The sequence below is a fragment of the Streptomyces sp. NPDC102462 genome (assembly GCF_044765425.1).
Lineage (GTDB): Bacteria > Actinomycetota > Actinomycetes > Streptomycetales > Streptomycetaceae > Streptomyces.
The window spans coordinates 115409-139193 of the sequence record NZ_JBIWKB010000004.1 but is presented as its reverse complement, the minus strand read 5'-3'; the positions used below and the strand labels follow the sequence as shown (position 1 = coordinate 139193).

Here is a 23785-nt window from a genome sequence, read left to right as displayed (position 1 = left end):
CAATTGAGAAAGGGAATCGATCCAATAATTCCCATTGCGAATGACGATGAGTCGGCTCTAGCCTCGGAGTATGTTTCCGCCGGAGCAGGTACGGACGTTTCTGGCCGTGGCGCAATCGCTGAGCTTCACTCAGGCCGCGGCGGCCCTGGGTCTCGGCCAGCCCACGGTGAGCCAGCACATCCGCAAGCTGGAGCAGGCGGTGGGCCGCCCCCTGCTGGTCCGGGACACCCGCAGCGTGACGTTGACCGTCGACGGGGAGGCGATGGTCGGTTTCGCCCGCTCGATCCTCGCGGCACACGCCCAGGCGACGGACTATTTCAGCGGCACCGGCGTGCGCGGCCGGTTGCGTTTCGGAGTGACCGACGATCTGGCACTGACCCGGGTGCCGCGCATCCTGCGGGGTTTTAGGCACCTCAACCCGGGTGTCACCCTGGACCTCACGGTGTCCCAGGGGGTGCAGCTGCAACGCCGCGTGGAATCCGGGCACGTCGATGTCGCGTTTCTGAAGACGGCCGCCGGAGACGGACGGGGCCGGCTGGTGCGACGGGACCCGCTGGTGTGGGCCGCCGTCGAGGGCACCGGCCTGCTGTGGGACGAGCAACGGCCGGTGCCGCTCATCGTGTACCAGGCGCCCAGCCCCAGCAGGGCCCTGGCCGTGCAGGCGCTGGAGCAGGCGGGCATCAGACACCGTGTGGTCTGCACGGCGCGCGGGGTCAACGCCGTGCTCGCCGCCACCCGCGCCGGCCTCGGCGTCGCCATCTTTCCCCGCAGCCTGCTGCCCGCGGACCTCGTCGAGCTTCCCGCCGGTGCCGGACTGCCCGAGCTGGGCGAGATCGACCTCGTCCTGCTGACCAACCCGCACGCTCCCGCCGAACCCGTGGAGGCGTTGACCACGGCCATCCTCGCGCACGCCAACCCGATCCGTTCCATCGGCGAGGGCCGTCACTGGCCGGCCGAGCCGGCGGGAGCGGCGGTCACCGCGACACGCCCGTAGCCGGCGCGGCGCCGTCGTCGCGGGGACACCCGGTCGCGGTCCGCCGGTGGCTCGGCACGACGGCGGGGCGGTGAGCCACGGCGACCCGCGCTCACCCGGTGTGGACCACCTCCCCCGCGACCAGGGTGAGCACCGACCTGACACCAGCGATGTCCGTGCCCGGGGCGAAGAGGTCCCGGTCGAGGACGGCGAGGTCCGCCGCCATGTCCTCGCGTATCAGGCCGACTTCGTCGTCGTTGCCGTTCACCCAGGCCGAGCCGGCCGTGTAGGCGCGCAGGATGTCGGTCAGCTCCAGCCGCTCCCTGGGCGCGAACGGGCGGTCGGCGCCCGGCCGGCCGGCGTGCGCCGAACCGGGCGGTTCGGTACGGTGCACGGCGACGTGCATGGCCCGCCAGGGGTCGGCCGTGGTGACCGGCCAGTCGCTGCCCCCGGCGAGCCGGGCGCCGCTGTCCAGCAGCCGGCGGAACGGGTACTGCCGACCGGCCCGCGCCTCGCCCAGCAGCGGGCTGGTCAGCTCGTCGGTCTGCGGGTGGTGAGTCGCCCACAGCGACTGCACGTTGGCCGCCACCCCCAGTTCGGCGAACCGGCCGATGTCCGCGTCGTCGATCAGCTGCACATGGGCGATGTGATGGCGCCGCTCGCGCGGCCCGTTCGCCCGGACGGCGGCCTCGACCGCGTCCAGGCACTCGCGTACCGCCCGGTCGCCGATCGCATGGAAATGCACCTGGAAGCCGGCGGCATCCAGCCGGGTCACCGCCTGGGCGAGCAGGCCGGCGGGCACATTGGAGTGGCCGAGGTTGCCGGTGGCGCACCCGCAGGAGTCCAGGTACGGCTCCAGCAGGGCGCCGGTACTGTTCTCCAGCACGCCGTCCTGCATCACCTTCACGGCATCGGCCCGGAACCGGCGGCCGGGCCCGCCGCGCCGGGCGACCAGGTCGGCCAGCTGTTCCGGGCCGCGCTCGCGGTCCCACCACAGGGCGCCGGTGACCCGTGCCTTCAGCAGTCCTTCGGCGTCGGCCCTGCGGTAGGCGGCGAGTGTGTCGCCGGCCCCGCCGTAGGCACCCACGATGGCGTCCTGCCAGCCGGTGATGCCGTACCGGAAGAGGTGAGCCTGTGCGTGGGACAGCGCCGCGAGCTGGTCGTCGAGGGTGTCCTGCGGGAGCAGCCGGCCCACCAGGTCCATGGCGCTCTCGTGCAGCACCCCGGTGGGCCGGCCGGCCGCGTCGCGCTCGATCCGTCCGGCCGGCGGGTCGGGGGTGGCCGCGTCGATCCCGGCGCGTTCCAGCGCCACCGAGTTGACCCACGCCGAGTGGTGGTCGGCGTTGGGAAGGAAGACCGGCCGGTCCGCGACGACCGCGTCCAGCGGCTCCCGCACGGGCCAGCCGCCGGGGAACAGGTCCATGGTCCAGCCGCCGCCCGTGATCCATGGCTTGCCGGGGTGGGCGGCCGCGTACGCGCGGATGGCCGCGACACAGCTCTCCGCGTCGGCGGCGCCGGTGAGGTCGCAGCGCAGCATCTCCAGGGCGCCCCAGACCGGATGGATGTGGGCGTCCTGGAGGCCGGGCACCACGGTCCGGCCGGCCAGGTCGAACGTCTGGTCCGGCCGGCCCGCGGCCCGGCGTACCTCGGCGTCGGTGCCGACCGCCGTGATCCGGCCGTCGGCCACCGCGACGGCGGTGGCGAGGGGGCGCCGCGGATCGCCGGTCCACACCCGGCCGCCGTGCAGGACGAGGGTCATGCGCCGGCCCGGTGGGCGCGCAGCACGTACATCTTGCGCAGGGTCTCGTGGACCTGCCAGGTGCCTCGCCAGCCGGCCGGCATCGTCAGGGTGGAGCCGGGGCCCAGCTCAACGGCCTCGCCCTGGTCCGTGCGGATGGTCGCGGACCCGGTCAGCACCTGGCAGACCTCGTCGTAGCCGTCGCGGGTTGCGGTGAAGCGGCCGGGGCCGCACTCCCAGACGCCGACCTCCATCAGCCCGTCGGGCGACTGCCACAGGGTGCGGGTGGTCTCCCGCTGGCCGGTGGTGCTGGTGGGCTTGGGAGTTGCGGGAGGCAGGTCGGCGCTGGCCGCGTCGTCGAGGAAGGCGAGGGACGCAACGCCGGCGGTGGTGTCCATGCGGGTTCGGCTCCTTTCAGCGGCCGCTGATGACGTTGGCGGCACGTGCGATCAACGAGGTCCGCCGCAGGCCGGAGTTCTCGTGACGGTCGGCGGCGCGGTAGGCGACGTAGAGACTGCGCACGCCCAGCCAGCGCAGCGGCTCCGGTTCCCAGCCGCGCACCGTGCGGTCGACCCAGGGCAGCCGCGTCAGATCGGTCGTGTGACGCAGGATCAGGTCGCGCAGGGTGCGTCCGGCGAGGTTGGTCGTGGTCACGCCGTGCCCGACGTAGCCGCCGGCCCAGCCCAGTCCGGTGCGCTCGTCCAGGTGGACGGTGGCGCACCAGTCGCGCGGTACGCCGAGCACCCCGGACCAGGTGTGGTCGACCGCGACGCCCTCGGTGGCCGGGAAGTGCTGTCGGAGGACGGCCTGCAACTGCCGCTGGGTGGCGGCCCGGGTCTCGCCGCGCTGGTCGACGTGGGAGCCGAACATGTACGGGATGCCGCGCCCGCCGATGGCGATACGGCCGTCGGCGGTGCGCTGGATGTAGCAGTAGGAGTTGGCCTCGTCGCCGATCAGCTCGGCGCCGCGCCAGCCGATCTCCTCCCACGCGGAGGCGGGCAGCGGCTCGGTGACGATCATGCTGCTGTTCATGGGCAGCCAGACCCGGCGGTGGCCGCGCAGCCCGGCGGTGAACCCCTCAAGCGCCCGGATGACATGGGTCGCCCGGACGGTGCCGTGCGCGGTGACCGCCGCGTGGGGGCGGATCTCGGTGACCTCGGTGCCCTCGTAGAGGGCGACGCCCATCCGCTCGACCACGTCGGCCAGGCCCCGCACCAGTTTGGCGGGCTGGATGCGGGCGCAGTGCGGGCTCCAGTGGGCGCCGAGCGCGCCGGCGACGCGTACCCGCTCGGCGAGTTGGTCCCGGTCGAGTTCGACCAGGTCGTCCTCGCTCCAGCCTTCGGCGCGCAGCGACGGCAGGCGCTCGCGCAGCCGTCGCTGCTGCGCGGCGTTGGTGGCGACGTGCAGCAGGCCGTCCTTCTGTATGTCGGCCTCGATGCGTTCCTCGGTGGCGACCCGGATGACCTCGTCGACGGAGGAGAACGTCTCGCGTTGCAGGGCGACGGTCTGCTCCCAGCCGTGCGACTTGGCGTAGCGGCGCATCTGGCCGGGCGGCTCGGCGCTGAGCCAGCCGCCGTTGCGGCCGGAGGCGCCGAAGCCGGCGAACTCCTTCTCCAGGACGGCGATCCGCAGGTCGGGCTGGGCCTGCTTGAGGTAGTAGGCGGTCCACAGGGAGGTGAAGCCGCCGCCGACGAGTGCGACGTCGACGTCGAGGTCGCCGGGCAGCGCGGGGCGGCGGGCGGGGACGCCGTCTTCCCGGAACCAGAAGGAGACGTCGCCGTTGACGAAGCTGGGGCTGGTGGTGAGGGTGTCGCTCATCGTCCGCTCTCTTTCACGGCGGTGACCGGGACGCGGTCACCAAAAGTGGGTGGGCGGGTGGTGCCGGTGGGATCGTCCAGCAGGACGCCCCGTTCGATGTCCCAGACCACGGTGACCTCGTCGCCGTGGCGGACGCCGGACAGCCGGTCGGCCTGCTCGCGGGAGAGCAGCACCGTGCCGTCGGGCAGGGTGAGTTCGAGCTTGCGGCCGGAGCCCAGGTATATCTCCTGGGTGACCCGGGCGGGCAGCGCGTTGACCCCGGCGGGGACCGGCGCCGCGGCCTGCTGCACCCGCATGTGTTCGGGGCGGACCACGACGGCGGCCGCGCCGCCCTGGGCCGGACGGCCCAGGACGCGTACCGTGCGGTCGCCGACGCGCAGGCAGGAGTCGTCGCCGTCCGGCTCGACGTGTCCGCGGACGGTGCAGGACTCGCCGAGGAATTCGGCCACGAAGAGGCTGCGGGGCCTTTCGTAGAGTTCGCTCGCGGTGCCGATCTGCTGGATGCCGCCGTCGTCGAAGACGGCGATGCGGTCCGACAGGACCAGTGCCTCGTCCTGGTCGTGGGTGACGAAGACGAAGGTGGAGCCGACCTCCTGATGCACCCGCTTGATCTCCATCTGGAGGGATTCGCGCAGTTTCTTGTCGAGTGCGCCGAGCGGTTCGTCCATCAGCAGCACGCTCGGCTCGTACACCACGGCGCGGGCCAGGGCGACCCGCTGCTGCTGGCCGCCGGAGAGTTCGCGCGGTCTGCGGTGGCCGTGGCCGCCGAGCCGCACCGTATCCAGGGCCGCTTCGACCATCTCGGCGCGGCGGGCCTTGGGCACCTTGCGCTGCTTGAGCGGGAAGGCGATGTTCTCGGCGACGGTCATGTGCGGGAAGAGCGCGTAGTGCTGGAAGACCATGCCGATGTCACGCCGGTGTGGTGGCAGGTCCTGCATCTGTCTGCCGCCGATGGTCAGGGTGCCCGATGTGGCGGTGGTGAACCCGGCGATGATGTTGAGGGTGGTGGTCTTGCCGGAGCCGCTGGGGCCCAGCAGGGTCATGAACTCGCCTGGTTCGATGACCAGGGAGACGTCGTCGACGGCGACGGAGTCCGCGTACTCCTTGCGCACCTGCGTCAGTTCGATGCGGGCTCCGCGCGCCTTGATGAGGCGGGTCTCAGCGGACACGGTTCCTCCTGGCGGTGGCGAAGGTGGCGGCCAGTACGAGCACCGTGGTGAAGACGATGATCAGGGTGGCGGCCGCGGCGATGGTGGGGTCGGTGTCCCGGGTCACGCTGGCGAACATCCGGACCGGCAGGGTCTGCAGGTAGGGGCTCTGGATGAACAGCGAGACCACGACCTCGTCGAAGCTGGTGACGAACGCGAACAGCGCACCGGAGACGACGCCGGGGGCGATCAGCGGGAGGGTCACCTGCCGGATGGCGGCCCATCGGCTGGCGCCGCAGATCAGCGCGGCGTCCTCAAGGCGCCGGTCGAAGCCGCGCAGGCTCGCCGTCACCGGGATGATGACGAACGGCAGGGCCAGCACGGTGTGCGCGGTGACGAAGCCGAGCAGGGTGCCCAGCAGGTTGTACTGGAGGAAGAGCGCGTACACACCGATGCCGACCACCACGGTCGGCACGATCATGGGTGCCAGCAGCAGGCCGTACGACGCCTTCACCCAGCGGGACGCGGACCGGGTGAGCGCGATCGCGGCGGCGGTGCCCAGGACGGTGGACACCAGGGCGACGAGGGCGCCGATCTGGAGCGAGGCGAGCATGGCGTCGGTCCACTGGCGGTTGGTGAAGAAGTTGGTGTACCAGCGGGTGGACCAGCCGCTCGGCGGGAACACCAGGGACGCCTTGTCGGTGAAGCTGAGCGGGATCACCACCAGGGTCGGCGCGATGAGCCAGCAGCCCACCAGGGCGCTGAACGCCCAGAGCGCGATCCGCGCGATTCCGGTTCTCATCGGGTTCCTCCCCGGGCACGGGTCAGTCGCAGGACGACGCCGACCAGTGCGAGCAGGACCAGCGTCACCGCCAGCAGGACCACGCCCATCGCTCCGCCGCGGCCCCAGGCGAGCAGCCCGTTGACCTGGGTGAAGATCTGTTGCGAGATCAGCGCCTGGTCGGGCGAGCCCAGGAGCGCCGGGGTGATGTAGAAGCCGAGCGAGGTGATGAACACGGTCAGGGAGCCGGCGCCCACGCCGGGCAGCGAAAGGGGCACGAAGACCCGCAGGAACGCGGTGGCCGGGCGGGCGCCCATGCCCTGCGCGGCGTCGAGCAGCCGGCGGTCGATGCCGCTCATCACCGCGAACAGCGGCAGCACCATGAAGGGCATCAGCACCTGGGACATGCCGATCACCACGCCGGCGGGGGTGCGGATCAGCTGCAGCGGTCCCAGGCCGACGGTGCCGAGGAGCTGGTTGACCACACCGTTGTCCTGGAGCAGCACCACCCAGGCGAAGGTGCGCACCATCAGGCTGGTCCAGAACGGCAGCAGCACCAGCAGGGTGAGCCAGATCCGCGCGCGGGCGCCGGCCACGGTCATCAGGTAGGCGTACGGGTAGGAGAGCACCAGCGTCACCAGGGTGACGACGGCACCGATGGTCAGCGTGCGGACCAGCGTGGTGAGGGCGACGTCACTGGTGAAGAACCAGGAGTAGTTGCCCGCGCCGGGCGTCGGCTCGGTGACGCTGCGCCAGGCCATCATGCCGAGCGGCACCAGGAAGAGCACGGCCAGCAGGACCACCGCGGGCAGCAGCAGCCATCCCCAGCGGCCGTCGGCGCCCTTGCGGGGCCGGCTGCCGGTGGCCGGCGAGGCGATGTCGATCAGGGCTGTCATCGCTCACCGAGCCAGCCAGTCGGACCACTTCTGGATGATCTGCGCCTGGTTCTTCGCCCACCATGCGGTGTCGATCGTGAGCGCCTTGGCCTGCTTCTCGGGGGTGGTGGTCACATACTGCGAGGCCAGCTTGTCGAGCTTCGGGTGTGCGTCGGTGTTGATCGGCGAGTAGGAGGTCAGCTCGGTGAGCTTGGTCTGCTGGGCGGCGCCCAGGTAGTAGTTGATCAGCGCCATGGACGCCTTGGGGTTCTTGGCGCCGACGGGGACGGCGAGCGAGTCGGAGACCGGCAGGAACTGGTTCCATTGCGGTGCGAAGTGGGCCCCGTTCTTGACCGCCGCGTAGGCGCGGCCGGACCACACCATGGCCATGGAGACCTCGCCGGACTCCAGCAACTGCTGTGAGCGGGCACCGGTGTCCCAGAAGACCAGGGAGGAACGGACACTCGTCAGTTTCTTCAGCGCCCGGTCGACGTTCAGCGGGAACAGCCGGTCGGGAGCGACCCCGTCGGCGAGCAGGGCCGCCTCCAGCGCGCCCGGGGACAGATCCGACGCGATGCCGGGTATCGCGCGCTTGCCGGGGTATTTCGCGGTGTTGAAGAAGTCCGCCCATCCCTTCGGCGGGTTGCCACCGAACTTCTTCTTGTCGTACATCAGGACCACGCCGTAGCTCATGGCCGGCACGGAACACTTGCCCCGCATGCCCTTGGGGAGCTTGGAGGTGTCGACGACGGTGGTGTCGAGCGGCATCAGCAGCTTGCCGCACTGATGCTCGGCCCAGAGGGTGTCGGTGTCCACCACGTCCCAGGTGACGTTCTTGGCGTCGACCTGGGCCTTGATCTTGGTGTAGTCGGTGGGACCGTCGGAGAGCAGCTTGGCCCCCGACTCGGCGGCGAACGGTTTCACCGCGGCGGTCTCCTGGCCGTCCTGGAAGATGCCGCCGTAGGAGGCGAAGGTGAGGGTGACACCGTCGAGCGCGCCCTTCTTCACCTTGCCCGCCTGTGCCGGGCCGGGGCCGAGGTCGACGTCGGCCCCGGCAGGGGTGGTGCCGACGCAGCCGGTGAGGGTGAGGAGCAGGGCGCCGGCGGCAGCGGCACACCCCATGATTTTGTGTGATGTTCCGGGCATTGCTGACTCCAGGGATGAGCGGTGAAGGCGCACAGAGACGGCGAAGACACGGAGCGCGCGGCGCGGGCGCAGGGTGCGCGGAGCGCCTACGAGAGGGCGACGGGGAAAGGGTGTGCGCCACCAGGAGGGAAACGGGACGCAGTACGGGATGTGACAGTGCGCCGGACGGGAGAAACGTAAGGGTGTGGGTGTGATCAGTCCGGCGTGGGCGGGCTGATGATCCAGAGGACTTCGGCGGGTGTTTCGTGGCTGTTGACCACGCGGTGCGGCACCGAGGAGCGGTATTCGATGCTGTCGCCGGCGTCCAGTTCATGGGCGGTGCCGTCGAGTTCGACCCGCACGGCGCCACTGATCACCAGAAGGATCTCCTGGGAGTCTCCATGGGTGTAGGCGTCGTCACCGGTGGAGGCGCCGGGGTCGAACTCTCCCGAGTACACCTCCAGATGACCGAGCGGACGCTGGGAAATGAGGAACTTGCGGCTTCCCGGTGCGGTGTGCAGCGTCGGCCGGTCGGCCCGTCGCACCACCTTCGGACCGGGCGCACTGTCCTGGTCGAACAGATCGGCCACGGTGACGCCGAGCGCCACGGCGATCCGCCGCAGCATGCCGATGGAGGAGTTCACCTGCCCGCGTTCCAACTGGCTGAGGAAACCGGGGCTGGCCTGGGCGGCCTCTCCCAGGGCACGCAATGACATCCGCCGCATCTTCCGGTACTCCCGGATCCGGGCTCCCAGAGCCAGGTCAGCGGCGTCGGCGGAGACTTCGCCGGAGCGTTCCCGCAGTGAACGATCAGTCATGGGCGAACACCTGACGCAACTTCAGCGAACACTTTGTTCGCTGCGGTGATACGGACCGTACGCTGACGTGATCCGCCGCACAAGACCCCGTCACCGCCGTCACCGGACCGTGACCAACCGCCTAGGAGCGCTCCCGCCGCAGGCCCGGCGCATCCGCTTCCCTTACCCCGGGCGAAGGCCGCGTGCCAGGGGGTGATGCCGCCGCCCGGCTCCTTGTACAGCGCCTGGTCGTGGTGGAGGCGTACCGCGTGCACGCCCAGGAGCCGGGCGGCGGTCCCGGTGAGCCGCCGCGCGAACACCAACCGCCTGACCGTCTCGGTCTCGCGCCACAACTGTGGCCCCGGCACCTCGATCGCACGCTATGTCCCGGCCAGCCGGGACACGCGCGTGTGCACAGCGGCGTCGCCGTGCAGCCGGTGGCCCCGTGCCGTGCCGGCGCCGACAGCTCGGTGTCGACGGCGGTGACGGCTACGGCGGCGCGTTGTTCGAGCACGAACCGGTGTTTCAGCCGCTCTTCGAGCACGGCCGCGAGCAGCACGAGGGCGAGGTAGCCGGGAAGGTCGGCGGTGGGGTCGGGCAGGCGGTAGCCGATGGTGGTGGCGGGCAGGGGGCGAGCGGATCGTCGTGCCGCCCGTGCGGCTCGGTCGTCGGCCCCGGCTCGTGCAGCAGCGGCGGCCGGTCGGTCGCGCGGGCCGGGACGGCGCCGAAGTGCCGCAGCACCAGGTGCTCGGTCGTGCCGGTGTCGAAGGCACCCGCGACGGTGAGCAGGGTCGGGCGGCGGGGTGTCACGCCTCCTTGTGGCCGGCCCACCAGCCCAGGACATGGCCGATATGACGGACCATCAGCCGCTCGCATTCCTCGGCCTCCCCCGCCTCCAGGAGGTTCAGCAGGTCCAGGTGTTCACGAGCCGACGCCTGGAGCTCCTCCGTCGCCACCAGATTCGCCAGGCCCGTCAGGCGGGTCCGGGCCCGCAGGTCGGCGACGATGTCGTGCAGCCTCGGATTGCCGGCCAGCTTCAGCAGCGTGAGGTGGAAGGCGGTGTCGGCCTGGAGGTAGTGGGTCAGGTCGGCATCGCGGGCGCCCCGCACGATCTCCTCGGCCAGGGAGCGCAGGCGGGTCAGGTCGGCCTCGGCGAGTCCGCCCGCGAGCCGCCTGACCGCCGGCGCCTCCAGCAACTGGCGCACGTCGACGATCGAGCGCAGTTCGTCCTCGCTCACCGCGGTGACGCGGAAGCCCTTGTTGCGGACGATGTCGACCATGCCGCGCTTGGCCAGGTTGAGCATCGCCTCTCGGACGGGTGTGGCCGAGACACCGAAGCGAGCGGCCAGGGTCGGGGCGGAGAACATCTCCCCGGCAGGCATCTGACCCGAGACGATGGCCGCGGCGATCGCCTCCTCGACCCGCTCACGCAGGCTGCTGGCGGGCGCGAGCGGAGCCAGAGAGTCACTGTCCGCGGTCACCATGAATATCCCATCACCAATCAACGACCGAGCTCTGTTCCCCCAGTGCAATGGCACATCTTACCGATGGCGTGGCTCCCTCCGTCGGGGCCTGTCCGTTTCCGCGGGGCGGCGTGTCCGCCGCGTCACGTTCCGTGACGCGGCGGGGATCCGGTGTGGGTGGCGACCACCATGTCGAGGGCGGCGGTCGGCACGCCGCGGCCGTCGGCGCGGGGCCAGTGCACGGTGAGTTCGTCGAATCCCGCCGCCGCCACGTCCTCGGCGAACCGCCGGTAGGTGTCGGCGTCCTCGAAGGGGCGGGCCTCGTCGAGCGCCACCTGCGCGATGCGCCGGATCCGCCTGCCGGGTGCCACCTCGCTGATCGCCGTGTCCAGACGCGTGCTCTGCTCCGCGATCGCCGCCAGCCACTCCCGCGGCGCCGGGGACTGGCGGTACGGCCCGTACGTCACCCAGGCCGCGCCCAGGCGTGCCGCCAGCCGCATGCTCCGCGGGCCCGTCGCGGCGACGGTCAGCGGCACCCGGGGTTGTTGCACGCAGCCCGGGATCATGCGCGCGTCCTCGGCGCTGTAGAAGGAGCCACGGAACTCCGTGCGGTCCTGCTCCAGCAGGGTGGCCAGCAGTGTCGCCCACTCCTCGAACCGGTCGGCGCGCTCCTTGCGGGACGCCGGCGGCCGGCCGAGCACGCGTGCGTCCGCGTCCTCCGCGCCCGCTCCTATGCCCAGGTCCAGCCGGCCCTCGGCGACATGGTCGAGGGTCATGACCTCCTTGGCGAACGGCACCGGATGCCGGAAGTTGGGCGTCGCCACCTGCGCGCCGAGCCGCACGGTGGAGGTCGCCGAGGCCGCCGCCGCGAGCAGGGGCACCGTGCCGAACCAGGGGCCGTCGGCCAGGTCGCGCCAGGACAGGTGGTCGTACGTCCAGACCGTGCGCGCGCCTGCCTGCTCCGCGTCACGGACCCGGGCGATGAACTCCACCGGCGCCTGGTCGGGCAGGATCAGGCAGGACAGGGCGGGAACCGTCACTTCGGCACACCCCCCTGAATGACGGTGCGGTTCCTCGTCCCGTCCCACAGCAGCGTCTCGTCGTCGGTGAGCGGGCCGTCCAGCAGGAGCAGGTCGGCGGTCGCGCCCACCTCGATGCGGCCCAGGTCGGGCCGGCCCACGAGGTCCGCGTTCACCCGGGTCGCCGAGCGCAGGGCCGCCTGCCAGCCGATGGCCTCGGCCTGCAGTTCCAGTCCGCGCAGCTGGTCGTCTTCCAGGTCGGCCATCAGGTCGGTGCCGAATCCGACGCGTACCCCGGCCGCCTGGGCCCGTTGCACCGCTGTGAGCCCGGAGTCCAGCACCTCGGCGTTCTTGGCGCGCTGCACCGGGCTGAGGGCCACTTCCTGCCAGCGCCGGGCCATCGCGTCGTAGGCCACGAGGGTCGGTACCAGGAAGGCCCGTGCCGCGGCCATCGCGGTGGCCGTTTCCTCGTCCAGCAGGTTGCCGTGCTCGATGGAGCGCACCCCGTTGGCGATGGAGTGCCGGATCGCCTCGGGTGAGTAGGCGTGGGCGGCGACGTAGCTGCCGCGGCGTCGGGCCTCTTCGGTGACCGCCTGGATCTCCTCGGCCGAGTACTGGGGCACCCGGATCGGGTCGGTGGGCGACACCACACCGCCGGAGGTCATGATCTTCAGGGCGTGCGCGCCGCGGCGGAACCGGTCGCGCGCCGCGACCCGCAGGTCGTCCACTCCGTCGACGACCTGGTTCATGGGCCCGGAGTGGAAGCAGACGTCGGTGTCGGCGGCGCGCGGGTCGCCGTGGCCACCGGTCTGGCTCATGGCCGGGCCGGTCCACAGGTACCGGGGGGACTCGATCAGTCCCGCGGTGATCGCCCGGTCCAGGCCCGCGTCGCCGCCGGCGACGTCACGGACCGTGGTGAACCCGCGGCGCAGCGCCCGGCGCAGCCTGCGGGCGCCCGCAAGCGCCACGAAGCTGAGGGGTGCGTTCTCCAGCCGCCAGGCGTCCAGGCTGGTCGCGTAGGCGTGGAAATGCGCGTCGATGAGGCCCGGCAGGAGCGAGGCTCCGGCGGCGGCGAGTGTCCGCGCGGCCGTGTGGCCGTGGCCCGCGCCGGGGCCGACGGCCACGATCCGCCCGTCGTGGACGACGACATCGGCCTCGACGGGCTCGCCCTCGTGCAGCAGCGCGTCGGTGATGACGAGGTCGACGGCGGTCATCGGGCCGCCCGCAGCCGTGCCGTGGCCGGCTCGTCGACGGCCCACGGATGCTCGGTGATCACGACCCCGTAGGCGGACCGGGCCGCCTCGACGGACACGAAGCCGTCGATCACGTCCTCCAGCACCTTCGCGGGCTCGCGTTCGAAGGCCGGCCCGTAGCCGCCCCCGCCGCCGGTGATGTTGGCGAGCACGTCCCCCGCCGCGAGCGAGTTGTAGCTGCCGCGGGTGACGACCTCCCGGTCGGTGCCCGGGTTGAGCACGATGCGGGCGGGGATCGCGGGGTCGCCGCCGGCGATCGGCCAGGGTGCCGACTTGGTGCGGTAGACCAGCGCGATACCGGTGGAGGGCGCGGTGAACCGGTAGACGCGCTGGACGCCGACGCCGCCGCGATGCCTGCCCGGGCCCGCCGTGTCGGGCACGTACCCGTAGTGTTCGATGAACATGGGCGACTTCTGTTCCAGCACCTCGACCGGGTTGTTGCGGCACCCCGGCTCGGACAGGTGCATGATGCCGTCTTCTCCGTCGCCGCCGGCGTGGCCGCCGAACCCGACGGCCTCGTTGGTCGCTTCGAGCCAGTCCCGGCCCGTTCGCGGGTTGGTGCCGAGGCCCATCATGGAGGAGACGTCGCCGCCGGAGCAGGCCGGAATGCGCTCGGGCATGCCCTGCGCCAGCGCCTTCAGGACGACTTCGCCGGCGAGCAGACCGGTCCACAGGGTGAACGTGGGCATCGGCGGCACGGCGTGCATGACGCTGCCGGGGTCGGTGACCACCCGCAGCGGGGCGAAGTTGCCGGCCACCACCGGGGTGTCCGGCGTGGTCAGTGCCTTGAACACCAGGCTGGAGAGCGCGATCGTCTGACCCACCGGCAGATTGATGGGGCCGCGTACGTCGCGTTCGCTTCCGGTCCAGTCGACGACGAACTCGTCCTCGGTGATGGTGACCGTGGCCTTGAGCAGGATCTCGCGGTCGGTGTCGACGCCGTCGGAGTCGACGATGTCGGTGGCGCTCCAGGTGCCGCGGGGCAGTTGGGCGAGGGCCAGCCGGGCCAGCCGCTCCCCGTGGTCGTTGATCGACCGCATCGCGGAGACCAGGACGTCGGCGCCGTGCTTGGCGGCGAGTTCCTGGGTGCGCCGCACACCCGTCACACAGGCCGACACCTGGGCCTGAAGGTCTCCGATGGTCCGCTCGGGCATCCGCGAGTTGAACCGGATGATGTCGAAGATCTCCTGGTTGGGTGTGCCGGCGCGGTAGAGGCGCGAGCCCGGGAAGAACATGCCTTCCTGGTACATGTCGGTCGAGTCGAGCACATACCCGGGGTTCTTCTGCTTCAGGTCGAGCACGTGGATACGGCACGAGGCGAAGCCGATCAGCTGCTCGTCGGCGTGGATGGGCGCGAACACGAGGGTGTCCAGGGTGTGCGCCGACGACCAGTAGGGGTAGTTCAGCAGGAACACATCGCCGGGGGCCATGTTCTCGGCGCCGAGGTGTTCGATCGCGCGGTGGATGCCGTGGTCGTTGCCGCGTGTGAAGATCGCGATGCCGGGGGCGTCGGCGACCACGTCGCCGTTGGCGTCGTGCACTCCGATGCCGTAGTCGTGGATCTCGTAGACCACGGTGTTGTACGCCGTCCGGCACAGGTTGCGGGCCATCTCCTCGGCGGTGGCGAGCAGGGCGTGCCGAATGACCTCAAGGGTGATCGCGTCGGTCACTGGTCCTTCTCCTCGGCCTTGACGCTGATGACGAGTTCGCCGTGTTCGGCCACGCGCAGCCGGTCGCCGGCGTGCAGCACGGTGGTGGCGGTGTGCTCGGCGACCACGGCGGGGCCGTCGATCACGTCGCCGACCAGCAGCGACTCCCGGGTGACCAGGCGGTAGGGCACACCTGTGTCGGAGTGGGCGAAGACCTGGCGCCGGCCCAGCTCCGGCGGCTCGCCTGCGGTGCGCTCAGGGTGCAGGGGCCAGGCGGGTTTGTCGACCAGGCCGACGGCGCGCAGCCGCAGCGTCACGATCTCGACCGGGTCGTCCATGACATGGCCGTAGAGCCGTTCGTGGAGCGCGCGGAAGCTCTGCGCGAGGCCGTCGGCGACGTTCTCGTCCGGGTAGGGCACGGTCGCCGCGTGTTCCTGTCCGGCGTAGCGCAGGTCGACGGAGCGGTGCAGGGCGCGCTTGTCGGGGGCGAAGCCCTCTTCGCCGAGGGCGGTGCCGGCCTCGGCCTCCATCGCGGTGAACGCCTCTTCGAAGTACGTGTCCGGGGTGGCGGCCAGGGGCAGCACGTCGGTGCGCGCGTAGTCGTGCTGTACGTCGGCCATGAGCATGCCCAGCGCGGAGAACGCGCCCTGTCCCGGCGGCACGATGATGGTCGGGATGCCGAGTTCGCGGGCCACGTCCACGGCGACCAGGCCGCCGCCACCGCCGAACGAGAGCAGCGCGAAGTCCTTCGGGTCGCGGCCGAGTTCGACGGTGATCGCCCGGACCGCGCCGACGATCTTGGTGGTCGAGATGCGTACGATGCCGCGGGCCACCGTGTGCAGGCTCATGCCGAGCCGGTCGGCGATCGGCTGCAACGACTTGGCGGCGAGGTCGTGGTCGAGCACCAGCGAGCCGCCGAGCGGCACGTCGGCGCCCATGTAGCCGAGGATCAGGGCGGCGTCGGTGAAGGTGGGCTGGGTGCCGCCGCGCCCGTACGCGGCAGGTCCCGGCATGGCCCCGGCGCTCTGCGGGCCGACCTGGAGCGCGCCGGCCGCGTCCAGCCAGGCGATCGAGCCACCGCCCGCGCCGATGGTGTGGATGTTCAGGGACGTGGTGTTGATGGGCAGGCCCTCGAACTCGGCGCCCTGGTGCAGCACCGGCTCGCCGTCGAGCACCAGCGAGGCGTCCAGGCTGGTGCCGCCCATGTCGATGGTGATCAGGTTGGGGATGCCGATCGCCTCGGCCAGGGAGGCGGCGCCCACGACGCCGCCGGCCGGACCGGACAGGATCAGGTTGACCGGCTGCCGGGTCGCCGCGGTCGCGGTCATCGCGCCGCCGCCGGAGCGGGACATGAGGAACCGGCCGGTGAAGCCGCCCTCGTCCAGCCGCCTGGTCAGGGCTTCGAGATACGTCCGCATGATCGGTTTGATGTACGCGTCCAGCACGGCCGTCGAGGTGCGCTCGTACTCCCGGTATTCGCCGGACAGTTCGTGCGAGAGCGTCACTTCGACACCGGGTGCGATCTCGTGCAGCACCTCGCGCATGGCGAGTTCGTGTGCCGGGTTCGCGTACGAGTGCAGGAAGGCGACCGCGACCGCCTGATAGCCGCCGGCGGCGATCTCGGCGGCGACCGAGCGCGCGCCGGCCTCGTCGAACGGCGTCGCGACGCTGCCGTCGAACAGCGAACGCTCGACCACTTCGAAGGTGTCCCGCCGCTTCAGCAGCGCCTCGGGCTTGCGGTAGGTGAGCGCGTACATCGGCCGCCGGTCGGTGCGGCCGAGCAGATACACATCGCGGAAGCCCGCGGTGGCCACCACCGCCACCTTGGCCCCGGTGCGCGTCAGCAGCGAGTTGAGGCCGAGGGTGGAGCCATGGTTGAAGGTGGTCACCTCGCCCAGCCGGGCCTCGGCGGCGGCGAAGGCCGCCAGCACCCCCTTGGTGGGTTCGGCGGGGGTGGTGGCCACCTTCTCGAACCGCAGCTCCCCGGTCTGCGGGACGAGTTTCACCACATCGGTGAAGGTGCCTCCGACATCGATGGCGACGCGTACTTCAGCCATGTCGAACCTTTCTGCGTTCAGGGGACCGGTCAGCGCCGACGGCGGTCGGCGGCTGCGAGCGCCACGGCGGCGAGGATGATGACGCCCGTGACCAGGTCTTTCATCTGCGGATTGACGTTGAGGATGTCGAAGCCGTTGCCGATCAGGGCGATCAGGTAGACACCGACGAGCGAGCGCCAGACCGCGCCGACACCTCCGTAGATGCTGGTGCCGCCGAGGATGATCGCCGCGATGGCCTGCAGTTCGAGGCCGCTGCCGGCCTGCGGCTGACCGGACGCGAGACGGGAGACGCCGATCGCGGCGGCGGTGCCGGCGGCCAGGCCGCTGAGCGCGAACACGATGACCTTGACCCGGTCCACACGTACGCCGGAGAGATGGGCCGCGTCCGAGTTGCCGCCGACGGCGAACACGTGCCGGCCGAAGACGGTGCCGTTGAGCAGCAGCCACGCGAGGGCGAAGACGGCCAGCAGGATGAGCACCGAGTAGAAGATCCCGGCGACCTGGCCGCGTCCGAGATCGGAGAAGCCGCTCGTGGTCACGGTGATCAGCGAGCCGCCGGTGACCAGCACCGCGATGGCCTTGTAGACGAGGCTGGAGGCGAGTGTGGCGAGGAACGAGTGCACCTTGAGCCGGGTCACGGCGAGCCCGTTGAGCGCGCCCATCACGAGGCCGAGCACCGGCGCGGAGAGCAGGGCCAGCGTTGTGCTGCCCGCCGATGTGGCGATCGACGCGGCGACCACGCTGGCCACCGCGTACATCGCCGCCGTGGACAGGTCGAACGCCCCCGAGACGATGACGAACGTGCCGGCCACGGCGATGATCGCGAGCGGCGCGTTCTGGTTGAGGATGTTCATGACGTTCGTGAAGGACAGGAACGACGACGAGATGATCGACAGCGTCACGAAGATCGCGACGAGCAGGATCAGCGCCGCGTAGTCCCGGGCGAAGGCGATGACGCGCGGGCCGATCGGGGTGCCGCCGTGCAGGGCGGCACCGGCGCCGGCCTCGGGCGCGGTTTCGGTGGCGGTCATTGGACGGACTCCTTTGCCTTTCCTGCTTCGCCGGTACCGGCCGTGTCGGCGACGTCGAACAGCCGCCTAAGGACGTCTTCGACGGCCAGGCCGCGTGGGTCCACCTCGTCGAGCACCTCGCCGCGGCTGACCAGGTGGGCTCGGTGGGCGAGACCGAGCACTTCCTCGTGTTCCGAGGAGATCAGCAGCACTCCGATGCCGCGGGCCGCCAGGTCGGCGATGAGTTCGTAGATGGCGAGCTTCGCGCCGACGTCGACGCCGCGGGTCGGCTCGTCGAGGATCACCAGCTTCGGGTCGCCGACCAGCCACTTGGCGATCAGCGCCTTCTGCTGGTTGCCGCCGGAGAAGCTCTGTACCGGCAGCTCCGGCCTGGCCGGGCGCAGTTCCAGGCGGCGGACCAGCTCGTCGACCTGCTTGCCGACCGCCCGCCGGTCGATCACGCCGAGCCGGGAGAAGCGGCCCAGCGAGGCGAGCGTCATGTTCTCGGTGACGCTGCGCTGCAGGACGAGGCCCTGCCCGTGCCGGTCCTCGGGGACCAGCACCAGGCCCGCGTCGCGGCTGTGCCGCGGGGTCATCCGGCCGAGTGTGCGGCCGGCCAGCGTGACGCGTCCCGAGGTGACCCGGTCCGCGCCGATCAGGGCGCGGGCGATCTCGGTGCGCCCGGAGCCGACCAGCCCCAGCAGCCCGACGATCTCGCCCGGCCGTACCTCGAACGAGGCCCGCTTCACGCCCCCGTCGCTGGCCAGCGCCTCCACCGTGAGCAGCGGTTCGACGTCCCGGTGGGGCGCGGGCGGCAGCGGCGGGAACGAGACGGCGAGTTCGCGGCCGAGCATCGCCTCCACGAGGGACGACTTGGTCTGGTCCGCCGCGGGCGCGGTGCGGATCCTGCGGCCGTCGCGCATCACCGTGACGGTGTCGCTGACTTCGAGCACGGAGTCGAGGAAGTGCGACACATAGACGACCGCCCGTCCCTGCCTCGTGAGCTGGCGGATCACCTCGTGCAGCCGCTGGGTCTCGTGCGCGGTCAGCGACGAGGTCGGCTCGTCCATGACGATCACCTTGGCCTGCCGGGCCAGGGCGCGCAGGATCTCCACCTTCTGCTGGTCGGCGATGCGCAGGTCGCCCACCCGCGCTTCCGGGTCGAGGCCGAACCCCGCGACCTCGTCGAGTGCGGCGAACCGGCGGCCGCGGTCGCGGCGCAGGACGCCGAACCTGCTCTGCTCGATGCCGAGGAACACGTTCTGTGCCACCGTCAGGTCCGGTACGAGCGACAACTCCTGCGCGATCATCACGATCCCGCGGCGCTGTGCCCGTACCGTGTCCCAGCGCCCGACCGGCTGCCCGTCGACGCGGATGCGCCCCGCATCGGGCGTGTAGACGCCGGCCGCGATCTTGCCGAGGGTGGACTTCCCTGCCCCGTTCTCCCCGACCAGGGCGTGCACGCTGCCCGCGTGCACCGCCAGGCCGACGTCGTCCAGGGCCACTGTTCCGCCGAATCGCTTCGTGATGCCGGTGAGTTCGATGACCGGCTGGGCGGTGGCCATCGGGGTCAGCCGTTCCACTCGCCGGTGAAGTCCGGCGTCTTGGACAGCGTCTCCTTGGTCGCGTACGGCTCGGTCGCGCCGACGTCGTCCGCGTTGACGACGGCCTTCGCGGTGCCCCCGTCCATGGCCTTGATCAGCTGCTCCATCGCGGCCTTGCCCATGCTCACCGGGAAGTTGACGTAGGCCGCCTTCCAGGTGCCCGCGCGGACGGCGGCCACGGCGTCCTTGGTGCCGCCGGCGCCGGTCAGGTAGATGCTGCTCGGCTTGATGCCCGCGTTCTGCAGGGCGATCTGGGCGCCGGCGGCCTCCTGGTCGGCGTTGGACAGGATGACGTTGACGTCCTTGTGGGCCTGGAGCACGTTGCTGATGGCCTTGAGCGAGGTGTCCCGGTCGTACTGGCCCTCGACCGTGCTGACCACCTTGATGTTGGAGTGCGGGTCGAGGACCTTCTTGTAGGCGTCGCGGCGGGCCACGTCGAGCGGGGTCGACAGATTGCCGACCAGCAGCACGACCTTGCAGGGATTGATGCGGGCGCAGTAGCCGACCACGCCCTCGGCCTGCTTCTCCGCGGCCGCGGTGGGCGGCACGCCGACGGTGGTGACGACGCCGTCGACCTGCGGTTCCATCTTGTTGATGTCCGGTCCGACGGGGTTGAGCACCGTCGCGACGGGGATCTTCCGGGACAGCGGGAACGCGGCCGCGAGGCCGACGCCGTCGTTGGGTACGACGACGACGCCGTCGTAGTTGCCGGTGCTGGAGACGTTCTGGAGCTGCGAGAGCTGGGTGTTCGAGTCGAACTGGCCGTCGAGGAGCTTCAGGCTGACCTTCTTGCCCGATGCGGCGGCGGCCTGCTGGACGCCCTTGTAGACGGCTTGGTTGTACCCGTTCTGGCTGGAGGCCGCGAGCACGGCGACCTTGAGGGTGTTTCCGTTGGAGCCGACCGAGTCGGCGGCTCCGCAGGCGGTGAGCAGGAGGGCGGTGGCGGTCAGGGCCACAGTGCCGGAGATGCGCAAGCTGTTCATAGGAGAGCCTCCGGTTGATTGCTATGGCGTAGTAATATGTCACACCGCACTCATCGGGAAAGAGGCCGACAGTAACAACTGTGTTTCGGCCAGCCGGCTCAGGCGGAGTGGTTTCCCCAGTTCAGCGATGCGCCTGCGACGGCACGGCGCTGGGGGACGCGCCAGGGGTTGTCATCGCGCAAGGCCGCAGGCAGCAGCTCGGGCGGACAGTTCTGGAAGGTCACGGGGCGTAGGAAGCGCCGGATCGCGGCCGTACCGACCGAGGTCGTCGCGGGGGCTGTGGTGGCCGGATAAGGACCCCCGTGCTGCATCGCGGGCGTCACCGCGACACCCGTCGGCCAGCCGTCGAACAGCAGCCGGCCCACGCGTTCCCTCAGCACCGCGACGAGCCTGCGCAGCCAGTCGTGGTGCTCCCCCACGCCGCGGTGCACGGTGGCCGTCAGCGCGCCGGGGAACAGTTCGGCGAGGGCGTCCAGCAACGCCTCGGGCCGGTCCGGGTCGTAGCGCACGACGATGGACAGCGGTCCGAACGCCTCGTCCAGCAGGGCGTCGCGCTGTGCCCGCAGATCGTCCAGGCCCACCTCCACCAGGGTCGGCGCGGCCCGGCTCCAGCCGTCCTGGCCGGCCTCGACGGACCCCTCGGCCAGCACGGACACACCCGGCGCGGCGAGCACGGCGGCCCTGCGCCCGGCGTAGGCGGCGGCTATGCCCTCGTGCAGCAGCGGATGGCCCGGCACCGCCTTCGCCGCCGCGCCGAGTTCCCGGGCGAGGCCGTGGTCCTGCGGCAGGAACAGGAAGCCGGGCTTGGTGCACAGCTGCCCGGCCGAACCGGACACGCTGGCCACGAAGCCGGACGCGATCGCGTCGGCCCGTTCGGCCAGCGCGCCCGGCGTCACCACCACCGGGTTCACGCTGCCCAACTCGCCGTAGAACGGGATCGGGCGCTCGCGCGCGGCGGCGATCCCCGCGAGCAGGCGGCCCGCCTTGAACGAGCCGGTGAACGCCGCCGCGGCGATCCGGTCGTCGCGCAGCAGCTCTACCGCGGCGTCCTGGTCGTAGACCACCTCGAAGGTGTCCGCGGGCCGGCCGGCCCTGACCAGCGCGGACCGCACCTTCTCGGCGGTCAGCGCGGAAAGGCGCGGATGGCCAGGGTGCGCCTTGAGGACCACCGGGCAGCCGGCGGCCAGCGCGGACGCCGTGTCACCGCCGGCGACCGAGAACGCGAACGGGAAGTTGCTCGCGGCGAACACCAGCACCGGGCCCACCGGCAGGTTGAACCGCCGCAGATCGGGACGGGGGCCGAGGACGAAGTCCGGGTCGGCCTCGTCGATCCGCACGTCGAGGAAGTCTCCCTCGGCGCAGACGTCGGCGAACATCCGCAGCTGTACCACCGTGCGTTTCAGCTCTCCGGCCAGCCGTGCCTCGGCCAGCCCGGTCTCGGCCATGGCCTCGGGTATCAGTTCCCCGGCCGCGGCGGCCAACTCGTCCCCTATCGCGTTGAGCACCGCCGCCCGCTCGGCAGGCGAGGTCTCGGTCAGGTCCATGTGTCGTCCTCAGAACTCGAAGCCGGCCGGGTACGGGTCGGAGGGGTCCAGCAGGTACTGCCCGAGCCCGGTGACCCAGGCGCGGCCGGTGATGGTCGGCACCACGGCGGCGTGCGGGCCCACCGTCGTCCGAGCGACCAGCCGCCCGGTGAACCGGCTGCCGATGAACGACTCGTTGACGAAGTCGGCACCGATCTCCAGTTCGCCGCGGGCCCACAGCTCGGCCATGCGCGCCGAGGTTCCCGTGCCGCACGGTGACCGGTCGAACCAGCCGGGGAAGATCGCCATCGCGTGCCGGGAGTGCCGGGCCGTCGAGCCCGGTGCGATGAACTCCACGTGGTGGCAGTGGTCCAGGCCGGCGATGTCCGGGTGTTTCGGCGGCGCCTGGGTGTTGATCGCCTCCATGATGGCCAGTCCCGCGCTGATGATCTCGGTCTTGCGGGCCCGGTCGAAGGGCAGCCCGACCGCGTCCAGGTCGACCATCGCGTAGAAGTTGCCGCCGAAGGCCAGGCTGTACGGCACCCGCCCGAGCCCCGGCACCTCGATCTCCGCGTCCAGCCGGTCGCTGTACGCCGGCACGTTCTCCAGCGTCACCGCGTCGGCGTGACCGTCGCTGACCTGGACCGTCGCCACCACCAGCCCGGCCGGGGTGTCCAGCCGGATGGTGGTGACCGGCTCACTGACCGGGACCATGCCGGTCTCGACCAGTACGGTGGCCACCCCGATCGTTCCGTGACCGCACATCGGCAGACAGCCGGACACCTCGATGAACAGCACACCGAAATCGGCGTCCGGCCGGGTCGGCGGCTGAAGGATCGCCCCGCTCATCGCGGCGTGCCCGCGTGGCTCGTTCATCAACAGCCGACGCACATCGTCCAGATGCTCCATGAAGTACAGCCGGCGCTCGTTCATCGTCGCGCCGGGGATCACACCCATCCCGCCGGTGACCACCCGGGTGGGCATTCCCTCGGTGTGCGAGTCGACCGCCGAGAACAGCCGCTTGGCCCGCATGTCAGACCGCTTCCGCGGACAGCGCGGCGACCCCGGAGATGGCGCGCTCCATGTCGGCGCGCACCTGCTTCTCGTGAGCCGGGGTGAGCGGCCCCCGCGGCGGACGGCACGGACCGCCGTACCGGCCGACCATGTCCATACCCAGCTTGATGGCCTGCACGAACTCGGTCCGCGAGTCCCAGCGGAACACCGCGACCAGCTGCTTGTACAGCTCACGGGCCTGCTCGTACCGGCCGGCTGCCATGTGCTCGTAGATCGCGACGGACTCGGCGGGAAACGTGTTGGGGAAACCGGCGAACCAGCCGACCGCGCCGTCCACCATCAGCTCGAACAGCACGTCGTCGGCGCCCGCGATGACGTCGATGTCGCACAGCTCGCGGATCTCGAAGGCCCGCCGGACGTCGCCGCTGAACTCCTTGATCGCCACCACCTCTTCGATCTCCGCCAGCTCCGCGACCAGCCGCGGCGCAAGGTCGACCTTGGTGTCGAACGGGTTGTTGTAGATCATCATGGGCAGGCCGGCCTCGGCGATGTGCTGATAGTGGTCGACCACCTGCTCGTCACTGGCCCGGTAGAGCGTCGGCGGCAGGGCGAGCACACCGTCGGCGCCGTCCGCCTTGGCCAGCTCGGCCCAGTGCTTGGCCTGGTGCCAGCCCGCACCGTGCACGCCGGCCACCACAAGACCGCGCCCGCCCACCGCCTCGACGGCCACCTGCACCACGCGGCGCCGCTCCTCGTCGGTGAGCGACGAGTACTCGCCGAGCGAGCCGTTCGGCCCGACGCCACGGCAGCCGTTGGCGATCAGCCACTCGCAGTGCTCGGCGTAGCGGTCGTAGTCGACGGCGAGCCCTGCGGGGGCGGAGCTGTCCGGCTTGTAGGGCAGCGCCGTCGCGACGATGACGCCGCCGAGATCGAATCGCTTGCTGGTCATGGTCTA

Annotated in this window: 21 protein-coding genes; 1 reads left to right on the top strand and 20 read right to left on the bottom strand. The window is 71.2% G+C overall.

The genetic code is table 11. The annotated features are described in order from the left end of the window. Window positions 1-70: 70 nt before the first annotated feature. Window positions 71-994 (top strand): LysR substrate-binding domain-containing protein, encoded by a 924-nt coding sequence (locus tag ACIRFL_RS05600; RefSeq protein ID WP_404024200.1) that lies wholly within the window; start codon window positions 71-73, stop codon window positions 992-994. Window positions 995-1085: 91 nt separating this feature from the next. Here ACIRFL_RS05600 and ACIRFL_RS05595 read toward each other — a convergent pair whose 3' ends face one another. The 20 genes from ACIRFL_RS05595 to ACIRFL_RS05500 all read right to left on the bottom strand — a co-directional run bounded on the left by ACIRFL_RS05595 (window position 1086) and on the right by ACIRFL_RS05500 (window position 23779). Then, complete coding sequence (locus tag ACIRFL_RS05595) at window positions 1086-2732, bottom strand: amidohydrolase (protein WP_404024198.1); 1647 nt, start codon at window positions 2730-2732, stop codon at window positions 1086-1088. Beyond that, window positions 2729-3109, bottom strand: coding sequence for a cupin domain-containing protein (locus ACIRFL_RS05590; RefSeq protein WP_404024196.1), 381 nt, complete (start codon window positions 3107-3109; stop codon window positions 2729-2731). The genes ACIRFL_RS05595 and ACIRFL_RS05590 overlap by 4 nt, the downstream gene beginning before the upstream one ends. 16 nt (window positions 3110-3125) lie before the next feature. After that, on the bottom strand, window positions 3126-4529 hold the full coding sequence (locus ACIRFL_RS05585; protein ID WP_404024193.1) for an NAD(P)/FAD-dependent oxidoreductase: 1404 nt from the start codon (window positions 4527-4529) through the stop codon (window positions 3126-3128). Then, the gene (locus tag ACIRFL_RS05580) at window positions 4526-5698 is read right to left on the bottom strand and encodes an ABC transporter ATP-binding protein (protein ID WP_404024190.1); all 1173 of its coding nucleotides are present in this window, start codon (window positions 5696-5698) and stop codon (window positions 4526-4528) included. The genes ACIRFL_RS05585 and ACIRFL_RS05580 overlap by 4 nt, the downstream gene beginning before the upstream one ends. Continuing rightward, window positions 5688-6479 (bottom strand): ABC transporter permease, encoded by a 792-nt coding sequence (locus tag ACIRFL_RS05575; protein ID WP_404024188.1) that lies wholly within the window; start codon window positions 6477-6479, stop codon window positions 5688-5690. Before ACIRFL_RS05575 ends, ACIRFL_RS05580 begins: the two co-directional genes overlap by 11 nt. Continuing rightward, window positions 6476-7354, bottom strand: a complete 879-nt coding sequence (locus ACIRFL_RS05570; protein ID WP_404024186.1) for an ABC transporter permease — start codon at window positions 7352-7354, stop codon at window positions 6476-6478. Before ACIRFL_RS05570 ends, ACIRFL_RS05575 begins: the two co-directional genes overlap by 4 nt. A 3-nt stretch (window positions 7355-7357) precedes the next feature. Further along, window positions 7358-8455, bottom strand: a complete 1098-nt coding sequence (locus ACIRFL_RS05565) for an ABC transporter substrate-binding protein (protein ID WP_404024183.1) — start codon at window positions 8453-8455, stop codon at window positions 7358-7360. A gap of 218 nt (window positions 8456-8673) precedes the next feature. Next, window positions 8674-9276: a helix-turn-helix domain-containing protein gene (locus ACIRFL_RS05560; protein ID WP_404024181.1), complete on the bottom strand. Its 603-nt coding sequence runs from the start codon at window positions 9274-9276 to the stop codon at window positions 8674-8676. A 504-nt stretch (window positions 9277-9780) separates the two neighbouring features. After that, window positions 9781-10065: a hypothetical protein gene (locus ACIRFL_RS05555; RefSeq protein WP_404024178.1), complete on the bottom strand. Its 285-nt coding sequence runs from the start codon at window positions 10063-10065 to the stop codon at window positions 9781-9783. Then, complete coding sequence (locus ACIRFL_RS05550; protein WP_404024176.1) at window positions 10062-10739, bottom strand: GntR family transcriptional regulator; 678 nt, start codon at window positions 10737-10739, stop codon at window positions 10062-10064. The genes ACIRFL_RS05555 and ACIRFL_RS05550 overlap by 4 nt, the downstream gene beginning before the upstream one ends. Window positions 10740-10861: 122 nt before the next feature. After that, on the bottom strand, window positions 10862-11758 hold the full coding sequence (locus tag ACIRFL_RS05545; RefSeq protein ID WP_404024175.1) for an LLM class flavin-dependent oxidoreductase: 897 nt from the start codon (window positions 11756-11758) through the stop codon (window positions 10862-10864). Beyond that, on the bottom strand, window positions 11755-12951 hold the full coding sequence (locus tag ACIRFL_RS05540; RefSeq protein WP_404024172.1) for an amidohydrolase family protein: 1197 nt from the start codon (window positions 12949-12951) through the stop codon (window positions 11755-11757). The genes ACIRFL_RS05545 and ACIRFL_RS05540 overlap by 4 nt, the downstream gene beginning before the upstream one ends. After that, the gene (locus ACIRFL_RS05535) at window positions 12948-14660 is read right to left on the bottom strand and encodes a hydantoinase B/oxoprolinase family protein (protein ID WP_404024169.1); all 1713 of its coding nucleotides are present in this window, start codon (window positions 14658-14660) and stop codon (window positions 12948-12950) included. The genes ACIRFL_RS05540 and ACIRFL_RS05535 overlap by 4 nt, the downstream gene beginning before the upstream one ends. Continuing rightward, on the bottom strand, window positions 14657-16696 hold the full coding sequence (locus ACIRFL_RS05530) for a hydantoinase/oxoprolinase family protein (RefSeq protein ID WP_404024167.1): 2040 nt from the start codon (window positions 16694-16696) through the stop codon (window positions 14657-14659). Before ACIRFL_RS05530 ends, ACIRFL_RS05535 begins: the two co-directional genes overlap by 4 nt. Before the next feature lie 29 nt (window positions 16697-16725). Next, window positions 16726-17727, bottom strand: a complete 1002-nt coding sequence (locus ACIRFL_RS05525; RefSeq protein ID WP_404024164.1) for an ABC transporter permease — start codon at window positions 17725-17727, stop codon at window positions 16726-16728. Then, window positions 17724-19271, bottom strand: a complete 1548-nt coding sequence (locus tag ACIRFL_RS05520) for a sugar ABC transporter ATP-binding protein (protein ID WP_404024161.1) — start codon at window positions 19269-19271, stop codon at window positions 17724-17726. The genes ACIRFL_RS05525 and ACIRFL_RS05520 overlap by 4 nt, the downstream gene beginning before the upstream one ends. Window positions 19272-19276: 5 nt before the next feature. Continuing rightward, on the bottom strand, window positions 19277-20293 hold the full coding sequence (locus ACIRFL_RS05515) for a sugar ABC transporter substrate-binding protein (RefSeq protein WP_404024158.1): 1017 nt from the start codon (window positions 20291-20293) through the stop codon (window positions 19277-19279). 98 nt (window positions 20294-20391) lie between these two features. Next, window positions 20392-21837 (bottom strand): aldehyde dehydrogenase (NADP(+)), encoded by a 1446-nt coding sequence (locus ACIRFL_RS05510; protein WP_404024157.1) that lies wholly within the window; start codon window positions 21835-21837, stop codon window positions 20392-20394. 9 nt (window positions 21838-21846) lie between these two features. Then, entirely contained in the window at window positions 21847-22848 is a 1002-nt protein-coding gene (locus ACIRFL_RS05505; protein ID WP_404024154.1) for a proline racemase family protein, read from the bottom strand. A 1-nt stretch (window position 22849) separates the two neighbouring features. Further along, the gene (locus ACIRFL_RS05500) at window positions 22850-23779 is read right to left on the bottom strand and encodes a dihydrodipicolinate synthase family protein (protein ID WP_404024151.1); all 930 of its coding nucleotides are present in this window, start codon (window positions 23777-23779) and stop codon (window positions 22850-22852) included. Window positions 23780-23785 lie beyond the last annotated feature (6 nt).